A 16676-nucleotide genomic window follows, 5' to 3' on the forward strand; every position below is an offset into this window, starting at 1 on the left:
GGCGGAGCCCCAGGTTTCTGCCTCTCTAACCCCGTTGTCGGCGTCCCCCTGGCGCTCGGGCTAGTAGCGGCTGTTCCCCGGCTCCTGTCCGCCCTGATGAACTGTGCGCGTGGGCGGTGCTGGCCGCGACCGGCCGGAGAGCCGCAGCGCGGCCAGCGACCGCCAGACGCGCGGCAGGCCGCCGCAGGCGGGCTGCCCTTGAAACCGTGGAGAAAAGTCTCATCCAGTCGACCCGACATCGATCTAGCATGTCTCTGAACTGGGATTATGCGTTCTGATGGGAGCAGCGTCGTCGCGGTTGATGCTGGACTCCATTGAGCGTCCGGGCTGGTTCAGCTGATGTGTGGACTGCCTCCTTGGGGGTAATGGCTGATCCTTAGCCGCATGGAGCGGTGCATACCGTAGTCGCTGACCTCGTGCCGCGGTACCCAGCGGACTTCCCGAGATTCGCTGCTTGGTGTCGGATGGCCACCGATGGGCCGGGCCGTGAGGACGAGGAGGAACTCCTGGCGGACCCTCGTCGTTGCTACGTGAAGTGAGGATCGCTGTGGGTGCCGGCCAGGCTCGTGATCTTCGCAGGTGATGCCGGTCTCTTCGCGGGTCTCCCGGATGGCTGCCGGTGGGACGGGCTTGCCGAGGTCATCGACGCCACCGGGTAGGGCCCAGGCGTCGTTGTCGGAGTGGCGGATGGGCAGCAACTCACGCGTTGAGCATCTACTGTGGCGCGACTATGGAGCCCTTGCCTGGCTTGGTTGTGATTAGTCCCCGGCCCCTGAGGGCCTCCATCGCCTTCCGTACGGTGACGCGGGCGACGTCGAACTCCTCCTGAAGCTTCACCTCGGAGATCAAGGCAAGCGGCGGGTAGGCGCCGCTGTCGATGCGCTCTGCGACGACATTCGCTATCTGCTCCCATTTGTAGAGCCTTGGGTCCCACTCGATCACAGGACGACCTTACGTATCCGTGGACCTTTCGACATAGAACAGGCATGGCTAAGAAGTCTATAGACAGGGTAGGACAGGTTAAGTTAGGTTAGCGGCATGGCGTTGGTGAGCGCCGGTCGAGAGCCCCTCCGGGTGGGGCTTGTACGGTGCGCTCCGGCCTGCCGCCCATGGGGGCGCACGTTGCGACTGGAAATGGCTTCTCGTTCACCAACGCCTGTTCATGGATTGCGATCTCCGCGGGGCACCGTGGGTGCGACGTTGGCGATTGCGCGTCATAAAGGACGGTGAGCCCCGGTGACAGACGATTATGACTTCCACGGCACGCATCCCGCTTCGCCTCGTCCGGACGCGATGCCGGTCCGGTGGACGCTGGTCCAGCGTCGACCGGATCGAGCCCGCGTCCGGGGATACACCTGCGAATGCCAGTCGCTGATCTTCGAGGACTGCCGGGCCGGCGGACAGGGATTCATTCGGCGGTACGACCGGTCCGTCGTCCCGTGGGTTATCGCAGAGAGTCCACGGGTGAAGGTTGGCGAGGCCGAAACGCTATGGCGACAGCTCATTAATGGGGAAGCCAGGTGAGGACTCGTCAGCCCTCCAAGGGCCGCTGAAAAGAGACAGTTGCTCCTTCAGCCCACGGTCACTTTCCCATGCGGCCTGCCGTACACCTGACGCTGCGTATTCCTCGGGTGCCAGGAGAACCACTACCCCGAAAAACACATGCGTGAATGCGCGCTACACGCCTGCCCTCACAAGGTGGACAGGCAGAAGGAGGATCACTTCGATGCTTACGAGCACCAAGCAGGACGACCAGCCGACCCTTGACCTCATCACCCACTCCCCGGACGGAGAATCGCGGGGCACGCCCTTCCGCGCCGGTGACTTCTTCCCCATGTCGCCGATCAAGCACATCCTGTCGGCCGCTGGCACCCCGGCCGGGGAAGCGCGGCCGTGGGGGCTGCGTCACCTCGTCGCGCCGACACCCATCACCGCCGGTGACCACGGGGGCGGTGGCAGCAATGAGAGCAGCGAGACCAGCAGCGACGGAAACGGTCCCAACGAGGAGAAGACCAAGGACTGACGTGACACACACCGTCCTGATCATCACTGACGACACCGACTCCGCGGCCGAGCGCGTCACAGCCGAGCTGGCCGGCCGCGGAGTCCCCGTCGTCACCTTGGACACCGCCGACTTCCCGGCGCGGGTCTCGATGACGGCTCACATCGAGACCGGCAGCCGCGGTTGGGCGGGCATCGTCGGTACGCCGCGCGGCGCGCTCGATCTGACCAGAGTGGGCGCGGTGTACAGCAGGCGCCCGACCCAGTTCCGGATGGACGAGCGGATGTCGTCCCCGGAACGCGCCTTTGCCTATGCGGAAGCGCGCTATGGGTTCGGCGGCGTGCTGGCCGCGTTGCGGCAGAGCGGCTGCTTGTGGCTGAACGACCCGATGGCCGCGATGCGCGCCGAGTACAAGCCTGTCCAGCTCGTCACAGCCGCTCAGGTCGGGCTGAGCGTACCCAAGACGGTTATCACCAATGATCCCCACAAAGCGCATGCGTGGGCGAAGGAGCTCGGCAAGCCGTTCGTCTACAAGGCGGTTGGTGGCATCTGGCACGCGGACGAGGGCAAGGTACGGGTCATCTATACCAAGCCCCTCGACGACCCGGACGAGCTGCTCGATCCGGCTCTGGCTCGTACCTCGCAAATGTTCCAGGAATGGGTCGACAAGGCGTACGAGGTACGGGCGCTCGTGGTGGGCACCGAGGTGCTCGCGGTCCGCATCGATAGCGCCAGCGAGCGGGGCACGATCGACTGGCGCAGCGACTACGGCTCCCTCACCTACGAGCGCATCGACCTCCCCAGCGAGATCGAAGATCGGCTGGTGGAGCTGCACGACCGGCTGCACCTGGTCTTCGGCGCTGTGGACCTGATCTGCGACCCACAGGGTCGCTACCACTTCCTGGAGACCAACCAGAGCGGAGAGTGGGGATGGCTGAACCAGAAAGCGGGCCTGCCCGTACCGGAGGCGCTGGCCGACGTTCTGCAGAAGGGCCCGGCGTGGGCGCGGTGACGCCGCCGGACGGCTTCACGTTCGACGGCCTGGTCGCGAAGCTGGCCGCTCACCTGCGCGCCCGAGGCTCGCTCACCGATGCGAGGTGGGAGGAGGCGCTGCGTGCGGTGCCCCGGCACCTGTTCGCTCCTGCTGCGGCATGGTTCACCTCGAACCATGCCAGCGCGCCGCGGGGCAGGTTCGCCCTCGACGACGAGCCGGCGGCCTGGTGGACGGCCGTGTACGCCGACACCTCCGTCGTCCTGCAGACCGATGATGGGGCTGGTGACCCGCTCAGCGGGAAGGGGCTCTTCTCGTCGTCAGTGTCGGCGCCCGGCATCGTGTTCCCCTTCCTGGAGCTGCTGGCTCCGCAGAAGGGTGACCGCATCCTGGAGATCGGGACCGGCTCTGGGTGGACAGCGGCCCTGCTGTCATGGGCTGCCGGAGCGAACAGTGTCATCTCCATCGAAGTGGATCCAGAGATGGCGGCGCGAGCCGCAGCCAACCTCCGGAAGGCCGGATCCGCTGCTCAGCTGGTGGTCGGTGACGGGGTCAAGGGCTGGCCGGAGCAGGCCCCGTTCGATCGCGTGCACGTCACGGTGGGCGTGTCCGACATCCCGATGGCCTGGATCGAGCAAACCCGGCCGGGTGGCGTCATCGTGCTGCCCTGGCATGCTGGCGGGCTGGTCGGCCACCAACTGCGCCTGAAGGTGGTGAACGAGACCACGGCGGTCGGCCGCTTCCACGGGACGGCCAGCTACATGATGCTGCGCGAGCAGCGCTACAACACCAGATGGAGCGGCCATCACCATGAGGCGGCACACCGATCCACGACCAGGATCAGCCCTCGTACCTTCTGGGACATGGACCTGGGCGCGCAACTGCTGTGCATCGCCCTGGTTCCCCGCGTCAGCTGGTACGACGTCAGCGAAGACGGCGGGGACTCCCTGCTTCTGTACGAGCTGGACGACCATGCCGCCGAAGGCTCTTGGGCGGCCTGCGACCTCAAGGCCGGAGCGGCCGAGGCGGAGGTGACGCAGTACGGTGACCGGCGGCTTTGGGATGAGCTGTCGTCCGCCTATCGGCAATGGATTTCGCTCGGCAGGCCCGGCTACGACCGGTTCGGGCTGACGGTCGATCCGGCCGGCATCCAGCTATGGCTCGATCACCCCAGCGCTCGAACCTGGAAGATGCAAACCTGATGGGTCAGGTGCACGATTGTTGGAGCCGCGTGCATGAGCGCCTCCAGAAGGCTGCGCTTCCGCACTGCCGGTGGAATGTGCCGGGAGGCGAGAACGGGCCCCGTCTAGCGTTGAAGTGGACGCCTTTGTCGCGCCTGGGAGATGTCACATGTCCTCCCATGCCCCCTCAGGGATGCGATAGAAGGTTCGCGTTGACGTCCACCAATCCTGGTCGGCGAAGCGTCCCGTGATGCGGCCTACCATGCAGAACATAAGGTGCATATCTCGCTTATAGTTTCTTTCCGTACCGAGTGCCAGCCCTGCCGTATAGGGCAGGTAGTCGTTGAGCTCCATGTCCCCGCCCTCCTCGTCCGGTGGGGTGACATCACCGAGCTGTTCTCCGTCATAGTTGAGGTACAGCGGCTCCAGCCCCTCGCCCGCTTCCCCTGCGAAGTAGATCTCGAAGACACGTCGCTTTCCCAGATTGCGGATCGCGGGGTGGAATGAATACAGGTCGACAGCGAAGATGTGTGTCCATCCGGGCGCGTGCGGGCCCATCCAGACACCCTTCGCCGGCGGGCCTTTGTAGGTCCTCGCAAGCGTTTCCAAGTCGTATTCTAGGCGCGAGCCCGGATCTACCTGGAGCCGCCGTACCAGTTCTTCTTGATCGTCGCTTTCCACCCAGAGGGCGTGGAATCCGAGCTCGAGCCAGTGCCCGTACTCGACCAGCAGGTCCCACTGATTGTCCGCGGGAAGCACCTGTTCCGTTTTCATTATTCTCTGCGCCCTTATATAGAATGGCAAATGCGGGGCTGCACTAGGTAGCTCCGCATTTTACCGCGATCAGTTCACGATTCTCACCCAGAATGGGCTGTCACTGCTCTTGGTGATGGTGTTGACAGGATCGTACGTGAGGAGCCGGTAATGGCCATAGAACACCTTGAGCGCGGCTCCATGTAGCAGGCTGTGGGTTTTTCGGACTCCCTGGGCAGAGTGGCGCCAGGTTTGCCCATGGTGAAATTGTCCTGGGGCACTGAGAACGGATGCTCGGAGAAGATCGCCCGGTTCTCGCTGTAGCCTGTGTCGGTGCTCCTCCACAAGGGGTAGCCCTCTGGGGTGTTCGGCGGCTTCGCGTAGTTGCCCGGGATGGCCTTCGGCAGTTCGTTGCCCAGTGGAGCCTTGACCGGCGGAAGGTTGATATCTCGTCCGGCGGTGGTGTCTCCGGGGCGGAACGGCGGGTAGGTGCCGGCGTTTATCCCCGGGTTCAGCGCCTTTTCGATGTGGTTGATGACGTCCAGGAATGCGACATCCCGGCTCTTGGACAGGGTGAACACACGGTCGGCTCGGATGTAGATACAGCCGCCGGTATTCGCACCCCTCTTTGGTCACTCCGAGCGTCTTCCAGTCGCAGCGGAAGCTGGGGGACCACAAGCTGTTGCTGGGAGTGCCCTGTCCCACCGAACGACGCCAAGCCGTTTGCCCTCGTCACCGAGGAACTCCTGGTCCCATAGCGGAAGCCGGCCCTTGTTCTCCTTGTACTGGGTGAGGGCGGGCATGATGGAGCAGACTTCTCGGTCGTGGTTGGCTGGCTTGGGTGTATTAATCAGGTACTGGAGATACGGCGTCGCGCGCCAGCTCGCGATCGTCTTGAGCTGGGTCGGGTTCCCCTGCTGGATTTGGCATCCTTGCGTGCCGAGGTCGAATTCGTTCTGGACGTCGTTCAGATCATCGTCCACCTCCGTGCGCTTGACGCCTCCGTTCCAGACGCCGAAGTCCGTCAGCTTCACGAAGAACTTGATGTTCGGCGGCTTCGTACTCCTCCCATCCTCCATGTTCGATCCAGGAGGTCCAGCATGCCGGGTGCGGGCGCTCCTGCATCCGCGAGTACGCGTCGGTGAACCTGGGCGCCCTGGTGGTGGCGTGGCAGTCCTCCAACGACGGGTGCTTGTACCCGAAGTTGGCAGTTGCGGCTGTGGACTGGGAGGCTCTGGCAGATCCGGGCGGCTGCGCACCCGACGTCAGCGAAGACGGCGGAGACTCCCTGCTTCTGTACGAGCTGGACGACCATGTCGCCGAAGGCTCTTGGGCGGCCTGCGACCTCAAGGCTGGAGCGGCCGAGGCGGAGGTGACGCAGTACGGTGACCGGCGGCTTTGGGATGAGCTGTCGTCCGCCTATCGGCAATGGATTTCGCTCGGCAGGCCCGGCTACGACCGGTTCGGGCTGACGGTCGATCTGGCTGGCATCCAGCTGTGGCTCGATCACGCCAGCGCTCGAACCTGGAAGGCGCAAACCTGATGAACCAGGTCATCGGGGGCTGCACCCGTCTGGCTGCCCTTGGTTGCTAGCAGGTTCAGCTTCAGGTCTATCCGTGCTGACCTGTAGCACGCGTCCGGTGGCCCTGTTCCCAGGTGGATGCGGACGTGGGGCGGCGGGAGCAGGTACGTGGGCACCGCGAGTCCGTCACAGGGGATCATGACGGAGGGCTCCGACGAGTTTCATCGCCGGCTGAATGCTCGTCATCAACAGTTGCTACGGGTCAGTACAGATTGCGGTGGTACGTCAGATACTGCGGATCGATGTCGTGGCCGGGAACGGTCCGCAAGGCGCCCGTCGACTCGCCGGTGAGCCGGTTGACCACCGTGAGGTCGTCCTCGACGATAACTGCGCCCTGGTCGAAGAGCACGTGGTCATTGGGGCATAGACAGAGGAGATTGCCTGCCACGTCGTAGCCGTCGTGCGGGCTGCCGAGCGGGCGGATATGCGCTCCCTCGGCGTACGGGCCGTTAGGGAGGAGCAGCCGGACTCCACACATCTGGCAGGTGTGATCGTGCAGGGTCTTGATCAGCCGCGAGAGTGCGTTGTCACGGACGATCCGCTGGACCGTGGCCGAGCGGCGTCCCGGTGTACGGGCTTCGTCGGGTGGCGGGAGCGGCTCTTCGTCGATGTCGCCCAGGCCGACGCGGATGAGCAGCGTGTTCTGATCCTCGTCCGGGAAGTACTTTTCCAAGAGGTACGCGCTCGCTTGAGACCGTACCGCCTGCTCTTCCGCCACCAGTTCGTACACCCACTCGCGTAGACCGGAGACCGGCTGGTTTCGGCTCATCCATCCCAAGGGTGGACTGCCGCTGGGGCGAGGCGGCTCCGGGTGGTCGGGCAGCGTCCATAACCCGAAGTGCGTGAGCTTCAAGACCGGGTATTCAGGCGTGGGCCGGTCGCCCGGTAGACCGAACTCTTTGATGAGGGCACTGATCTCGGCTCGTGTGACATCCCAGGGAACAAGGCGCTCTGCTCGGTGTGCCGCTCGGCCAAGGGCCCACAAGAGGGTGAGCGGCTGATGACGCTTGGGACGGCCGTTCGAGACGGCGGTGTCGAGATCTCTGATCTTCTCCAGGAATGCTGCGGCAGGCGATGCGTCTTGGCGCGAACCAAGCAGGAATCCGAGGTGGCCGAGGACCCTGCCGACCGTTGCAGCCCCTCCAGAGAACTCCGAAGCGCGAAGTACGTGCCCGTCGACTCCTCGGTAGGCCACTCCGGCGATCGCCTTGGAGTCGTACCCGCGTCCGTTGTGGATGATGAAGTAGTCGCGTGCTTCGCGGAAGCCGTACCGCTCAAGGAAGGCGTCGCGACCCAGTTGGTCGTACTCCTTGATGGCGGCCAGAATCATCTCGCGATCAAGGTCGGATAAGGTCATTGGATCACGATATGTCGGACGCTGACAGCGTGTGCAAGAGCGGAGACTCCACCGCGCAGGGCTTCGGCCAACAGGATGTGGGCATGCGCCCTGTGCCCCTTCACAGGTCGTATCGGCGGATCAGCCGCATGGCCTCTTGCTCGGTGACCATGTCGGCGGTGCGGGTGATCTGCAGGCGCAGGTCGTTCAGGATGGTCTCGCCGGCATATCTGACGTGGCCGCTGTGCCGGTCGAGTTCGCCATCGAAGTCCCTGGCCACTGGGCCGGTCCAGATACGGCCGGAATGGAAGTCCTTGGCGCGGTTGGCGAGAGCTTGCTGCATGTCGTGGATCAGCGGCTCGATCGTGCGCAGAGCTTCCTGTAAGGCAGGAAGTAGAGGATTGGGGACCATCTCGGGCATGGCTCAATCTTTCGTCTCGGGAGGAGGCGTGCCGGTGCCCATGATGAGTTTGGGGGCGATCAGTTTCATCAACGCCACCACGTCGGCCTCGTTGTCGCGGCCTTCAACGCCGAGCACGAGTTCGATGCCCAGTCGCACCTTGCCGCGTACCAGCACGGAACCCACCCGGGTCTTCACGTTGGGGTCCGTCACGTAGTAACCGAATCCATCGGGAACGACGGAGGGCAGCGGTTTGGAGCCGTCCCGGAGTTGTTCGTCGATCTGCCCGCGAGAGCCCGCGGTATCGAGCATGATGCGGAGGATCGACAGTTTCTCTCCGCCGTTCTGGAAGACGGAGCAGGCGCCGATGGCAGGACGGTCCTTCGCTGCCAGATTCAGGGAGCCCTTCACCAACGGCTCTCGGACTCCGGTGATCTGCTCCACGGCGGCCTTGGGGACATAGTTGCAGATGAACGGCGGTGCGTACGCCGTCGAAAGCGGGGAGGTGTCGACCTTCTCCGGGGCCTCGCCGGTGCAGGCGCTAATCCCGATGGCTGCGCTCACGGCCATCAGCGTCCGAACGAATAAGTTCGCCATGATTACCTGTAATTCGATATGCCGAGATCGTAACCTTCGTTGAGTTTGCTCTGGACTCCCAGGTCCAGCCACGGATTGTTCTTCGTCTGCCGGTACAGCCAGGCCTGATAGGCGTTCAAGCGTTTCCCGGTGCCTTCACTCATCTCATCCGGGGTCATCAGCCGTCCATTTTCCTTGAGGAAGTTGTTCGGGGCCTTGAGTGGGTCAATCTCGGGATGGCGGTCGCGAAGCCAGGCCCACGGATGAGTTTTGGCCGCATGATCGGGTGATCCGTACAGGCCGTGATCGAGCATCGCCTGAGCGCCGAGCTGATGAAGGAGGGCTCGCGTCTGCTCAAGGGTGGTGTTGGCCTCGAACACGGCGGCTTTCTCCGCGGTGCCCTTGAAGCTGTCCTCGATCATGCCGGTCCACGACGCCAGAACCGTCGCTCCGATAGGCCAGGACGCACGTTGTGGAAAGGCGAGTCCGGTGTTGACGACGGCCATGAGCGCCTTGACGTTGCGCTTCTGCGTCTCGTCCATTTCCTTGGCCAGGTCGATTTTGGCGATGTTGCCCGCGTCCATGATGAGGCCGAAGCCTGCGCCGGCCTCTTGGGCCGCGTTGGTCAGGCTGCCGATGCCCTGCTTCGCTGCCAACACGCCGACGCCGTTGTCGAACAGCCTGGACGCCCAGGCCGTCTGAGCAGCGGTGACGAGCGCGAGGGCTTTGCTGTCGGCTTTGAATGTTTCGCTCATAACGGCGCGTAGCTCTACCTTGTTGATCTGTGCACCGTACTCCTCCTGGCCAGGCAGAGCCAGGTTGTCCTCCGTGTACACACCTGGCTTTTCGATGCCAGGCATCGCCGCCACTCGTGAGACGTCGGGTATGTAAGCCGCCAGGATGCGTCCCATGGAGAGGGGGCCCACCAGAGATTTATCGGGTTTTCCAGCATTTATTCTTTCGTATTCGAGATGAAAGAGTTGGGAGGCGAGTTTTGCCGACACATACCCCGATGAGGGGCGGGACTCCGACCCGCTGTGGTCCCGGAACGTGATGGTGGCCGCCTCCAGCGCCCTGCCTACAGCCACGCCGCCGTCGCCCAGCACGTGGGTGGTCGTGTAGTACTTCAGTGTGTCGCCGCTGTTGAAGAAGTCTTGGGCCGCCTGCGGGTTCTTGCCCAGTGCCTCCATCACGTCCGCCATCGGGTGCCGCCGGTGGGCGCCGGAATTGACAGAGCTTCGTTCGGCAGCGTCCATTTTCCTGGCCACTTCAACCAGGAAGGCGCTGTTATAAGTCCCATGAGTGAGGACCCGTGCGAGTCCCCGGTGAGGGCCCAGCGTGAGGTTCGCAGTCAGGCGTTGCCGCCACTCGGAGCTGAGTTGAGCGCTGGCCGCACCCAGAGCCGTACTGAGGGCGGCCAGCAGACGCTGTTTGTCTTCGTCCTCCTCGTCCAGCACGGCTGCAGCAGCTGCGTCCTTGAACTTGTCCGGCCCCAGCACGTTCAGAAGTTTGAGAGCGAACTGCGGGTCCTTCGCGTGGTTCTTCAGTTGGGCGAGGGCTTGTTTGTTCACTTTGCCGGTTTTCGCGGTCTCCCGAAGAAAGATCGCCGCCGCGTACGCATTCGGGTCGTAGGAGACCTTCTTGTGCAACTCCTCGTCGAGCCCGACCAGACCGTTCCCGGGCGACAATTGCCATGTCTCGTTCATCGCTTTGATCGTGTCGTTGCGCCGCCGCAGTTCGGGCTTCTTGCCGCGGATCCAGATCTCTGCCTCACGCATCGAGCGCAGCCCTGAGACATCCAGTTCCAGCTTCTCCAGGGCACGCCGCACTGCGGGCTCGTTCCGTCGCAGCAAGTCACCGACCCGGCTGAACAAGGGCTCGAACCGGTCCATCACATCCGGGTTGATTCCGGAGTACTGGCTGTCGAACGGCTTGGGTTGTAGCTCAAGGGGTGGCTCGGTCATGACCGGCCTCCGGCATCTTCAGAGGACATGCGCAGGCTATCTCCCCTCCGGATCACCCCGGAGGTGTCCTGCCCGACCGATATGGGCAGGGGTTCGCCAACATGTACGCATGCCGTCCTGGGGCCGGTTCAACCTGGCAGGGCCTTCCGGGTTGCGGTCTATTTGAAATCCACCCCACGCCAGGTAGCTCGTCAAGGAGTGAGTCGTGCTTTGCGGACGTGGAGCCGTCGTCGCGAAAGCGGGATTCGACTGGTGCCTGTCTCCGTCCTGTTGGATGGGCTAACCATCGGCGCCTGAAGTTGCTGCTGGCCGAGTCGATGACGGCTGATTTACTCGAGTGGTCGGCAGGATCGTTCCGCTGGCTGTGGTCGGTCCCTTCGAGATCGCCCTATCTTGGTCGCCTCTCAGCGCTGGGTGGAGGTCTGGTTCGCGTCACGCCGGTAGGTGTAGAGGATGAGCCCCTTGTTGTACTTGCCCACCTTGTCGTACAGCGCGCGAGCCGGGGCGTCTTCCAACGTGTTCCAATAGAGGCTCGGGAAGCCGTGCTCCTTGGCGTCCTGCGCCACCCACTCGATCACTGCCGTCGCGACACCCCGCCGCCGGACTTCCGCGTCCACGAACAAGTCCGCCAGATAGCATCTCCCGGCGTACCAGACACTGGCGTGGAACAGGTAGTGCGCGATGCCGACCATTTTGCCGTCCAGTCGGGCGGCGATCCCGCGTATCTGCTCGTCGTAGAGCAGGCCTCGCCAGGTCCGTTCGTAGTCGACGTCCCTGCGTTCGACCTCGAAGTATGTGTCTTTGCCGCGGGCCAGCGATTCCCAGGAGGCGCGGTCGGATTCGGTCAGGAAGTTGATCTCGATCATGGCGGCCATCCTGCCCTACAGCCAGGTCTGCGCTGGGCGCGTATCAGGAAGCCGGTCCGCGTCGAACGTAGCGGCTGGCCCGAGCCGGGGCAGCCGGCGCTTGGTCCCACCTACAAGACAGGTTTGGCCCCACTTGGCGATCTTCGAGGCCTTGATCGTCAATGAGGTTTGGCCCCACCTCTCCCGGCTGCAAGGCCTTCGCGGTCACACATCAGCTGATCACGAGCCCCGCAGCCGGTGAGTTCGCCGGGATTCTTCAGCGCGTTCGGCTGGTCTGAGAGTGCAGCTCGCGCTGTGATCACGGACGGGGTGGCGTGGCGGTGGCTGGTCTGTACGACTTCACGCTGCCGGCGATCGCCGCCATGATCGCCGTCAGGGCGCAGAATATGGTCGCCAGCCCTGCGGCGATGCCGTTGATCTTGTCGAAGCCGAAGAGGAACTTGAGCTGAGCACCGAAGGGCGTGCCATGCAGTAGCGGCGCCAACACGAGGTTCGCCACGACGAAAAGCACGCAAAGCGCGCACAGTGTCCACGCGCCGGGAATCCTGCGGGCGACCGTGAACCCCGCTGCGACCAGCAGTAACCCGGCGCCGATGACGCCGCCGAGCACGTTCTGCAACACCAGGCTGGACCAGTCATCATGCCTGGCGGCGTAGAGGGCGTCGTTAAGCGCGAACCAGACGAGCATGCCGACGGTGATCAGCGCCAGGATGCCGGCGATCACCGCCGCCGCGGCGTTTGCCCTCGGCCTGGGCGGCGCCGCCAACGGGCTCGGCCCGCCACCCCACGGCGCGGGTCCGCCGGCCATCGGCGGCTGACCATACTGAGGCAACCCGGGCTGCGGTGGATCCGGCTGCATCCGCACTCCTCGCGCGTTTCGGCGACACGAATCTGCCGCCCATCATGGTCCGCGATCATCGTAGCGAAGGGGATGACCGTACCCCGGCGGTCTATAACGAGGGGTCCTGGCGCCCGAGTAGCTTGTCGATGTTGCGGCGTTCTCGTTTGGTGGGGCGACCCGCGCCGCGGGCGCGGACGGCCACCGTCACGGTCTCCTCGCGTGGAGGAGGGGGAGGGCTCTTGTCGACGTAGCACTCGGCGGCCACGGCGGCGCCGACGCGCTTGGTGATGATGCGGGAGACGACCACGATGCGTTCGCGCCCCTCGTGCCGTAGCCGGACCTCGTCGCCGACCCGGATGTCGTGGGCGGGCTTGACCCGTACCCCGTTGATTCGGACGTGCCCGCCTCGGCAGGCGTCGGACGCGATCGAACGAGTCCTGGTCAGCCGCACCGACCAGATCCAGCTGTCCACCCGCGCACTCAGCTGCTCACCTGCCACCCCGACACTGTACTGAGTGAAGGACGTGGGATAGCCAACCCCAAACCGCCTCCACGCGCGGGTTTCTCGCAGGCGGCCAGGGCGTGAAGGAGTCTCGTCCGAAGGACTGCACATCTCGGTACGCAGCAGTAGAGGCGAAGCTGTCGCTGAGCGAATGGCCGCCTTATGCCCGGTAGATGCCCTGGTGAGTCCAGGACCCGCCTCTCACAATCGTGCCGTGAACCTCCAGCGAATGATCCGCTTATTACACATCACAACCCTCACGTTATTAATGGCCGTCCTCTGGGTGGGAGCGACGCCGGCCCAGGCGGTCAAGGGCGGGAGTCCGGTCGCCAACGGCACATGGGGTTTCGTGGCGAAGGTGAACGTCGGCGAGACGCACGGGTGCACCGGCGCCCTGATCAGCCCGCAGTGGGTGATCACTGCCACCAGTTGTTTCGCCTCTGCGGGGCAGTCCGTCACGAGCGGGGCGCCGAAGGTGGCGACGACCGTGACGGTCGGCAGGACCGATCTGTCCGGTACGGGCGGGCGGGTGCTGCCCGTGGATTGGATCCACCCGCACCGTGACCGGGATGTCGTGCTGGTCAGGATGGCGTTGCGGGTGGTCGACGTCCCGCCGGTCGCGCTCAGCGCCACCGTTCCGGCCACGGGGAATGCGCTGCAGGTCGCCGGCTATGGCCGGACCACCGCGGAATGGGCGCCCAACCGGCTGCATGCCGCGCCGGTCGTGGCCGGGACCGTGGCCGCCGACTCGTTCGGCTGGACCGGGGCGAACGCCGGCGACGTGAGCGCCTGTCAGGGCGACGCGGGAGCGCCGGTTTTCCGTACGGACGGGAGCCGTCCGGAGCTCGTCGGGCTCAGCATCGGCGCGGGGCAGGGGGGCTGCCTGGGCGCGGCCGCCGACGGGCCGCGCGGGGCCAACGCGGTGCGGGTGGACGACCTGGCGAGCTGGTTCCGCACGGTCGCGATCGAGCCCACCACGTCCTTCACCCAGTACGGATCGAGTCTGACCGGGATCGGTGGTTATGACCTGGCTGACAACCGTGATCAGGCGGTGGCGTTCGACTACGAGCATTCGGGGAAGCTCGATCACCTGGTGCTCTACCGTCCGGGCTCGGAGATCGTCTTCATCGTCAAGCGGAACACGGACGGTACCTACGCTCCGGTCTATTCCTCGACCACTGGTATCGGTGGCTATGACCTGAAGGACGGCCGGGACCGCATCATCGCCTTCGATTACACGGGTTCGGGGAAGTCGGATCATCTGCTCCTCTACCGTCCGGGCGGGGAGACGGCCTGGATTCTCGAGCACGGCACGGGCAACACGTTCAGAGCCGTGTTCCACAGCTCGGCCGGCATCGGTGGCTATGACCTGAAGAGCGCCGAAGACCAGATCATCGCCTTCGATTACGAGCATTCGGGGAAGCCGGATGATCTGCTGTTGTACCGGCCGGGGACCGGGATGGCCCGCATTCTCCAGCACAGCGGTGGCGCCACGTTCACGCCGGTCTATTCCACGGCCGACGGTGGGATCGGTGGCTACAACCTGAAAGACGCCCGGGACCGCATCATCGCCTTCGATTACACGAGTTCGGGCAAGCTTGATCACCTGGTGCTCTACCGTCCGGGCGGGGAGACGGCTTGGGTTCTCGAGCACGGCGCGGGCAACACGTTCAGAGCCGTGTTCAACAGCTCGGCCGGCATCGGTGGTTATGACCTGAAGAGCGCGGCGGATCAGATCATCGCCTTCGACTACGAGCAATCGGGAAGGCTGGATCACCTGCTGCTTTACCGTCCGGGTGGGAAGACGGCCTGGATTCTGAAACACGGCGCGGGCAACGCGTTCACAGCGGTGTTCCACAGCTCGACCGGCATCGGTGGCTATGACCTGGAGATGGCGAAGGACCGCATCATCGCCTTCGACTACAGGAGTACAGGCGGGCAGAGCCAGCTGTTCCTCTACCGGCCAGGCGACCGGATCACCTATTTCGCGGGACGGTCTCTTCCGCCGGTACGGGTGGTTCCGGTCACCGTGTCGCCCGTCATAGGCCCGGACTCCATCCTGGAGAAATTCGGCTATCCCGTGGACTTCCGTCACGAGTACGCAGGCACGTCCGGCCAGGTCGATTGGGGGACGAACGAGGCCGAGGCGCAGAACTTCCAGCTGATCTCCGGGAATGGCGGGATCATCTGGGTCTCGTGCACCGCGTCCCCGGAGAACGGGGTCGGCGTGATCAAGGTGTTCCCGGGCCTGCTGAACGGCCAGACCGAGATCGGCGAGCCACACCTCGGCGTGACGGCGGTGTGCTTCAAAGTCCTCGCACCCACGGGATACGTGAAGATTCGGATTCCGAACGTCTACGAGGTCCAGGGCGACAGCCGCTCACCGGGGCTCGGCCATGACGTGGACGCGACGGTGGTGAACCTGGCGTCCGGCACGGAGCGTACCAAGCTCGTCGAGCGCGACGAGAGCGAGCAGTTCGGCCGTACGGACACCACCTGTGACGAGAGTCATCCGGATTTCCCCGACAACTGCAGAGAGACCCTCCTGGAATTGCGGGTCGTCAGCTGAGAACTGAACGGCCGGCCGGCATATGACAGCCGGCCGGCCGTTCAGCCCACGTCAATGGCCCGAAATAGTGGAGGGACTCGATGAATGTGATGCGCGCGTTACGCGATAGGGCTCCATGGCAGACGGCAGGTGCCATCGGCGCCGTACTCTCGTTGCTTCTCGTGGGCAGCCCGATCGGCGAAGCACGGGCCGCGGTGGATCCGCCGCCCGCGCCGGTATGCGAGCGCCAAGTGGTTCTGGACGCATGGGCCACGGGCAGCGTGAACGTCCGGCCGGCCGCGGAAAAGGCGCTGCTCGGAGACAAGGCGGCGGTCTGCGCCTTCCTCGGCCAGCTTCCCCGGCTCGCGGCGCAGGACGATCGCGAACAGCTCGGCCGCATCAAGGCCCACGGCGGTCCCGAGGTGTCCGAGGCGGCCAACGCCGCCCTGGTCTCGAGCGACGCGGGTGCCGTGAAGACCTTTCTCGCCGGTGGCTGGACGACCGCCCGGGAGATCGACCTGCGCGCCAGCGTGAACCAGATGAAGGCAGCCGGGGGGCCGGAGGTCCAGGCCGCCGCGAACGCGGTGCTGCGCAACGGGACGCGGGAAACGTTGGGGCAGTTCATCGAGTCGGGCTGGCGGGTGCCGTACAAGCTGGATCTGCGGGCGATCGTCAATCGTTCGATGGCTGAAGGCGGCCCGGAGGTGAAGGCCGCGGCGAACCGGGCGCTTCAGGACGGCAGCCTGGAGATGCAGGAACGGTTCGTCCAGATCGACTGGGGGGTGGCCCAGGCCCGGGACAACGAGAACCAGACCTTGGGCGATCTCCGGGCGAGTGCCACCGAGGCGACGCGCCGTGCGGCGTTCGAGACGATCTCCGCAATCGCGCAGGCCGACCGCGCGGAGGCTGAGTCCCTGGCGGCCAAGAACGACGCGCTGGAGGCGGAACGCCTCGCCTCGCTGGCCGGCCGGGAGTCGGCGGAGGCCAAGCGTCAGGCACAACGTGCGGCTGAGGCCGCCGACCGCGCCGCGGCGGCGTCCGCTGTCGCCGTACAAGCTGCTCGCGCGGCGGCGGACGCGGCGCGGGCGGCCGCCGTGGCCGCAGGACGCGCGGCGACCGCGGCGGCGCGGGCAA

Annotated in this window: 18 protein-coding genes; 6 read left to right on the plus strand and 12 right to left on the minus strand. The window is 64.9% G+C overall.

What is annotated here, in order from left to right; translation table 11 throughout:
- Nucleotides 1-332: 332 nt before the first annotated feature.
- Together ABEA43_RS30650 and ABEA43_RS30655 are read right to left on the minus strand one after the other, a co-directional pair.
- A complete protein-coding gene (locus tag ABEA43_RS30650) occupies nt 333-698 on the minus strand; it encodes an NUDIX domain-containing protein (protein ID WP_345567189.1) in 366 nt (121 codons plus the stop codon).
- Between the two features lie 16 nt (nt 699-714).
- Nucleotides 715-942, minus strand: coding sequence for a GntR family transcriptional regulator (locus ABEA43_RS30655; protein ID WP_345567191.1), 228 nt, complete (start codon nt 940-942; stop codon nt 715-717).
- A 784-nt stretch (nt 943-1726) separates the two neighbouring features.
- On the opposite strand from ABEA43_RS30655, the gene ABEA43_RS30660 reads away from it, so the two are divergent.
- The 3 genes from ABEA43_RS30660 to ABEA43_RS30670 are packed head-to-tail and all read left to right on the plus strand — an operon-like array spanning nt 1727 to nt 4195.
- Nucleotides 1727-2023: a hypothetical protein gene (locus ABEA43_RS30660; RefSeq protein ID WP_345567193.1), complete on the plus strand. Its 297-nt coding sequence runs from the start codon at nt 1727-1729 to the stop codon at nt 2021-2023.
- Nucleotide 2024: 1 nt separating this feature from the next.
- The gene (gene tgmB / locus ABEA43_RS30665; protein ID WP_345567195.1) at nt 2025-3014 is read left to right on the plus strand and encodes an ATP-grasp ribosomal peptide maturase; all 990 of its coding nucleotides are present in this window, start codon (nt 2025-2027) and stop codon (nt 3012-3014) included.
- Nucleotides 3002-4195, plus strand: a complete 1194-nt coding sequence (locus ABEA43_RS30670; protein WP_345567197.1) for a methyltransferase domain-containing protein — start codon at nt 3002-3004, stop codon at nt 4193-4195. The genes tgmB and ABEA43_RS30670 overlap by 13 nt, the downstream gene beginning before the upstream one ends.
- A 144-nt stretch (nt 4196-4339) precedes the next feature.
- On the opposite strand, the gene ABEA43_RS30675 is transcribed toward ABEA43_RS30670, so the two are convergent.
- The 3 genes from ABEA43_RS30675 to ABEA43_RS30685 all read right to left on the minus strand — a co-directional run bounded on the left by ABEA43_RS30675 (nt 4340) and on the right by ABEA43_RS30685 (nt 5961).
- Entirely contained in the window at nt 4340-4948 is a 609-nt protein-coding gene (locus tag ABEA43_RS30675; protein ID WP_345567199.1) for a hypothetical protein, read from the minus strand.
- An 83-nt stretch (nt 4949-5031) separates the two neighbouring features.
- The gene (locus ABEA43_RS30680) at nt 5032-5508 is read right to left on the minus strand and encodes a hypothetical protein (protein WP_345567201.1); all 477 of its coding nucleotides are present in this window, start codon (nt 5506-5508) and stop codon (nt 5032-5034) included.
- 51 nt (nt 5509-5559) lie between these two features.
- Complete coding sequence (locus ABEA43_RS30685) at nt 5560-5961, minus strand: hypothetical protein (protein WP_345567204.1); 402 nt, start codon at nt 5959-5961, stop codon at nt 5560-5562.
- Between the two features lie 107 nt (nt 5962-6068).
- Between ABEA43_RS30685 and ABEA43_RS30690 the strand changes: the two genes are divergently transcribed.
- Nucleotides 6069-6470 (plus strand): hypothetical protein, encoded by a 402-nt coding sequence (locus ABEA43_RS30690; RefSeq protein WP_345567206.1) that lies wholly within the window; start codon nt 6069-6071, stop codon nt 6468-6470.
- 241 nt (nt 6471-6711) lie between these two features.
- Here the strand turns inward: ABEA43_RS30690 and ABEA43_RS30695 are convergent, their stop codons facing one another.
- From ABEA43_RS30695 to ABEA43_RS30725, 7 genes are all read right to left on the minus strand, one after another.
- Entirely contained in the window at nt 6712-7866 is a 1155-nt protein-coding gene (locus ABEA43_RS30695) for an HNH endonuclease (protein WP_345567208.1), read from the minus strand.
- Nucleotides 7867-7966: 100 nt separating this feature from the next.
- Nucleotides 7967-8266, minus strand: a complete 300-nt coding sequence (locus ABEA43_RS30700) for a hypothetical protein (RefSeq protein WP_345567210.1) — start codon at nt 8264-8266, stop codon at nt 7967-7969.
- A gap of 3 nt (nt 8267-8269) precedes the next feature.
- Nucleotides 8270-8809 carry a hypothetical protein gene (locus ABEA43_RS30705; RefSeq protein WP_345567212.1) on the minus strand — a complete coding sequence of 180 codons (540 nt, stop codon included), beginning with the start codon at nt 8807-8809 and terminating at the stop codon, nt 8270-8272.
- A 35-nt stretch (nt 8810-8844) separates the two neighbouring features.
- Nucleotides 8845-10785 (minus strand): hypothetical protein, encoded by a 1941-nt coding sequence (locus ABEA43_RS30710; protein ID WP_345567214.1) that lies wholly within the window; start codon nt 10783-10785, stop codon nt 8845-8847.
- A gap of 404 nt (nt 10786-11189) precedes the next feature.
- On the minus strand, nt 11190-11651 hold the full coding sequence (locus ABEA43_RS30715) for a GNAT family N-acetyltransferase (RefSeq protein WP_345567216.1): 462 nt from the start codon (nt 11649-11651) through the stop codon (nt 11190-11192).
- Nucleotides 11652-11949: 298 nt separating this feature from the next.
- Complete coding sequence (locus ABEA43_RS30720; protein WP_345567218.1) at nt 11950-12375, minus strand: hypothetical protein; 426 nt, start codon at nt 12373-12375, stop codon at nt 11950-11952.
- Nucleotides 12376-12601: 226 nt separating this feature from the next.
- A complete protein-coding gene (locus ABEA43_RS30725) occupies nt 12602-12991 on the minus strand; it encodes an RNA-binding S4 domain-containing protein (RefSeq protein ID WP_345567220.1) in 390 nt (129 codons plus the stop codon).
- A gap of 217 nt (nt 12992-13208) precedes the next feature.
- Between ABEA43_RS30725 and ABEA43_RS30730 the strand changes: the two genes are divergently transcribed.
- Nucleotides 13209-15563, plus strand: coding sequence for a S1 family peptidase (locus tag ABEA43_RS30730; RefSeq protein WP_345567222.1), 2355 nt, complete (start codon nt 13209-13211; stop codon nt 15561-15563).
- Between the two features lie 161 nt (nt 15564-15724).
- Nucleotides 15725-16676 (plus strand): ALF repeat-containing protein (locus tag ABEA43_RS30735; protein ID WP_345567225.1); only part of this gene is annotated, 952 nt, incomplete at its 3' end.

The organism is Nonomuraea rosea (assembly GCF_039539705.1).
Lineage (GTDB): Bacteria > Actinomycetota > Actinomycetes > Streptosporangiales > Streptosporangiaceae > Nonomuraea > Nonomuraea rosea.